Annotated in this window: 4 protein-coding genes; 2 read left to right on the plus strand and 2 right to left on the minus strand. The window is 69.9% G+C overall.

Features of this window, described 5'->3' with window-relative positions; translation table 11 throughout:
• Nucleotides 1-95: 95 nt before the first annotated feature.
• Together ABZ281_RS41390 and ABZ281_RS41395 are read right to left on the minus strand one after the other, a co-directional pair.
• Nucleotides 96-1,022, minus strand: coding sequence for a serine protease (locus ABZ281_RS41390; protein ID WP_356663096.1), 927 nt, complete (start codon nucleotides 1,020-1,022; stop codon nucleotides 96-98).
• Nucleotides 1,023-1,184: 162 nt separating this feature from the next.
• Nucleotides 1,185-2,111 (minus strand): hypothetical protein, encoded by a 927-nt coding sequence (locus ABZ281_RS41395; RefSeq protein ID WP_356663097.1) that lies wholly within the window; start codon nucleotides 2,109-2,111, stop codon nucleotides 1,185-1,187.
• 126 nt (nucleotides 2,112-2,237) lie between these two features.
• Here ABZ281_RS41395 and ABZ281_RS41400 point away from each other — a divergent pair, with 126 nt between their 5' ends.
• Together ABZ281_RS41400 and ABZ281_RS41405 are read left to right on the plus strand one after the other, a co-directional pair.
• Nucleotides 2,238-3,449, plus strand: a complete 1,212-nt coding sequence (locus tag ABZ281_RS41400) for a pyridoxal phosphate-dependent aminotransferase (RefSeq protein ID WP_356663098.1) — start codon at nucleotides 2,238-2,240, stop codon at nucleotides 3,447-3,449.
• A gap of 121 nt (nucleotides 3,450-3,570) precedes the next feature.
• A partial coding sequence (locus ABZ281_RS41405) for a hypothetical protein (RefSeq protein WP_356663099.1) occupies nucleotides 3,571-3,890 on the plus strand: 320 nt, incomplete at its 3' end.

Raw genomic sequence — 3,890 nt, forward strand, 5'->3', positions numbered from 1 at the left:
GGTTCGTGATCGAGGCCGGCCGGCGCACGGACGCGCGGGCGGGCCGGGCGGTCCGCAGGACTCCTCCCGCGTGACCGCCCGGCCGGCACCCTGCCTTACGGCTTGGGCAGGGTGCAGCCGCTCGCGCTCAGGTCGAGCTTGTTGTCGATCCCGAAGCAGGCCGGGATCCCGTAGGTCTCCTGGGCGTAGTTGATGCCCTTGCGGACGGTCACGGTGCCGTTCGCGTCGACCTCGCACGGGTTGTTCACCGTGCAGCGCTCACCGTCCTCGTTGCCGGTGTTGTTGATGGCGACGACCTTGTTGGTGGCCTGGTCGACGACGGGCGAGCCGGACGTGCCGCCGATGGTGTTGCAGGCGGAGGTGTAACGGACCGAGTCCTTCCAGGTCCAGTCGCCCTCCTTCAGGCGGTACGCGAACCCGTCGACGGAGCAGTTGTAGATCCGCTTCCAGTAGCCGGAGGGGATGCTGATGGCGGTGCCGGCGACCGGGTGGGTGTCGTTCAGCGTCAGCGCGTTGATGTTGTACGAGCTCTTGATCTGCGCGTACGTGGTGGTCAGCTGATACAACGCGACGTCCGTGTCGGTCATCGTGCCGTAGGCGAGCTTGGCGGCGCGCAGGGTGGCGACGCGCGAGCCGGAGGAGTTGAGCAGGCCGAAGGTGCGGCTGGAGGCCTTGTCGACGAGGACCTCGCCGGGGCCGGGGAACCCGGACTCCAGGCAGTGGCCGTTGGTCATCACGAGCGCCGGGTCGTCGGCCTCGGAGTCCGGCATCCGGACAACCGAGCCGGAGCAGTTGCTGAGCGCGACGGTGCCGGCGAAGTTCACGGCCTTGGCCTTGGGGCTGCCGAGCCCGGACAGCGTCTGCTCCACGGACGTGACCACACCCGAGACGGCGGATGTGACCTTGCCCGTGTCCGCGGCCTTGCCGACGCCCGTGGGGGCGGCATCGGCAGCGGTCGCGGGGGCCGCGCCGGCCCCGGCTATCGCCAGGGCGCAGAACGCGGCGGCGAGAGGTTTTCTCATGGGGGGTCCCCTCTTGCGACGGAGGCGACCGGAAATCTTCCGGCCGCCCGCACTTGTTGTCATGTGCATTGTGATCGTCGCAGGGGGGCGGCACAAGAACCTGTTCCACAACCGGAATTCCGGAGTCCTGTCCGACCCTACTCAACCGCCCTTACCGGAGGGTCACTTGGGTCCCTTGGTACCCCCGGGGCCGTGTCCGGGTTTCTCCCCGGACCTGCCGGGCGCCGAGTCCGTGCCGGTGGGGGCGATGTCCGTCGGGGCATCGCTCGTGGGGCCGGAGGCCGGGGGCGGCGCACTGTCCGTACCGGACGCGGAGGGGGTTCGGCCCGCCTCGGAGTACGGCGACGCGGACGCCGTGCCGGACGGCTCGTCAGATTCGCCCGGCCCGGCGACGAGTGGAGCGTCGGAGGCGTTGGCCGGACGCGACGCCCCGGGCGCAGCCGTCGGCGACTCCCCCGACGTCGGACCCGTGCGGCCGCCCTGCGTCCCACCGGAAGGTGACCCCGAGAAGGCGAACCCGGCGATCAGGGCGACCGCCGACACGGCACCCACGGCACCGGCGGCGACCGCCACACGGCGCGCGGGCCGGGGAGCCGGCTTGCGCCGGGCTCGATGCCCCCCACCGGCCCGGCCCCGCACCGGCACGGCCGGCAGCTCACGGGTGTCACCGATGCCGTCCGCGCCGGCGGGGTGCATGCCGCCGGGGTACGCGCGTGTGGCGTACGCACCATCGGTGGGGTGCGCACCATCGGTGGGGTGCGCACCATCGGTGGGGTGCGCACCATCGGTGGGGTGCGCACCGTCGGCGGGGTACGCGCCGTCGGCGGGGTGCGCACCGTCGGCGGGGTACGCGCCGTCGGCGGGGTACGCGCCGGAGTGGGAACCGCCTGCGCCGTCCGCGCCGCCCGAATACCCGGCACCGCCGCCGGTGTCCGTCATGTCGTACACGTCCTGCCACCCGTGCGCCGCCGCCGGATCCGCGTACGCGTCGTAGACGGGGGACGCGGCGGCCTGCGGCAGGTACACGTTCGGCGCGCCCTGCGACTCGTGACCGGTCACTCCGTCGGCGTACTCGAATGACTTGGACATGGCGGCGCATTCTAGAGACTGAAGGTGCTGGTGAGACAGCGTGCGGCGATATCGCCCCAAATCCCCGCGTCTCACGTGGCGGAAAACACGACCCGGGACGCGTTACCGGGCCGTAAGCTCCCAGACATGCAGGTGATCCAGTCGACCAAGCTCGCCAATGTCTGTTACGAGATCCGGGGCCCGGTTCTCGAGGAGGCGATGCGCCTGGAAGCAGCAGGGCACCGCATCCTCAAGCTCAACACCGGCAACCCGGCCGCTTTCGGCTTCGAGTGCCCGCCGGAGATCCTGGAGGACGTCCTCCGGAACGTGTCGTCGGCACACGGCTACGGTGACGCCAAGGGCCTGCTGGCCGCGCGCCGGGCCGTCGTGATGCACAACCAGACTCTCGGCATCGAGACGGACGTCGAGCACGTCTTCATCGGCAACGGCGTCTCCGAGCTGATCGTGATGGCGATGCAGGGCCTGCTGGACGACGGCGACGAGGTCCTGGTTCCCGCCCCCGACTACCCGCTGTGGACCGCCGCCGTCTCCCTGTCCGGCGGCACCGCCGTGCACTACCGCTGCGACGAGCAGGCCGACTGGATGCCGGACCTCGCCGACATCGAGCGCAAGGTCACCGACCGCACCAAGGCGCTCGTGATCATCAACCCCAACAACCCGACGGGGGCCGTCTACGACGAGGCGATGATCAAGGGCCTGACCGACATCGCCCGCCGCCACAACCTGCTCGTCTGCTCCGACGAGATCTACGACAAGATCCTCTACGACGGAGCCACCCACACCCCGACCGCCTCCGTCGCCCCGGATCTGCTCACCCTCACCTTCAACGGCATGTCGAAGGCCTACCGGGTGGCCGGATACCGGGTCGGCTGGATGTCGATCTCCGGGCCGCGCGCCCACGCCGATTCCTACATCGAGGGTCTGACGATCCTGGCGAACATGCGCCTGTGCGCCAACATGCCCGGGCAGCACGGGGTCGTCGCGGCGCTCAGCGGACGCCAGACGATCAACGACCTGGTACTGCCGGGCGGGCGGCTGCGCGAGCAGCGGGACACGGCGTACGAGCTGCTGACCCAGATCCCCGGGGTGTCCTGCGTGAAGCCCAAGGGCGCGCTGTATCTCTTCCCGCGCCTCGACCCCAAGGTCTTCAAGATCAAGGACGACCGCCGGATGGTCCTGGACCTGCTCCGGCGCGAAAAGATCATGGTCGTCCAGGGCACGGGCTTCAACTGGCCGGAGCCGGACCACTTCCGGGTGGTGACCCTGCCGACGGTCGGCGACCTGACCGACGCGATGGACCGGATCGGGCACTTCCTGGACGGCTACAGTCAGCCCTGACCCCGCACCGCCGACTGCCTGCTCACGCTTCGTGTGCAGGCAGTCCTGTATTGTGAACAACTCAACTTTAGACGAAATCTAAGCTAGGATGGCTTCCTGTAAGGACACAGGAGGCCTTCCCATGTACGAACCGATCCGCGACAAGTCGGTCCACAACGCGGTGGACGGCCCCGACCCCGACTTCCCCCACCGTTCCCGTGAGGAAGAGCTGGACATCCAGCTCGCGGGCCATCTCGCAGCCCTGCTCGCCGTCACGGACGAGCTGCGCGCGGCGCAGGCCTCGGCCGATCTGGACACGGCTGCGGAGCGGCTCGCGGAGCAGGTGGGCCGGCTGCGCGGTGGACGCGAGAACGCTGTCCTCGCCGTGCTGCCGACGTACCGGGTGCAGCACCTGGGTCTGTCGCGACGACAGGTCACTGACCGGGTGGTCGGCCTTTGCGA

It is taken from the genome of Streptomyces sp. NPDC006265 (assembly GCF_040613555.1).
In the GTDB taxonomy this organism is placed as follows: Bacteria; Actinomycetota; Actinomycetes; order Streptomycetales; family Streptomycetaceae; genus Streptomyces.

Bases quoted from the DNA above. Each gene is read 5' to 3' on its own strand.
- ABZ281_RS41400 (WP_356663098.1), top strand. From the start codon at position 2,238: ATGCAGGTGATCCAGTCGACCAAGCTCGCCAATGTCTGTTACGAGATC.
- ABZ281_RS41390 (WP_356663096.1), bottom strand. From the start codon at position 1,022: ATGAGAAAACCTCTCGCCGCCGCGTTCTGCGCCCTGGCGATAGCCGGG.
- ABZ281_RS41395 (WP_356663097.1), bottom strand. From the start codon at position 2,111: ATGTCCAAGTCATTCGAGTACGCCGACGGAGTGACCGGTCACGAGTCG.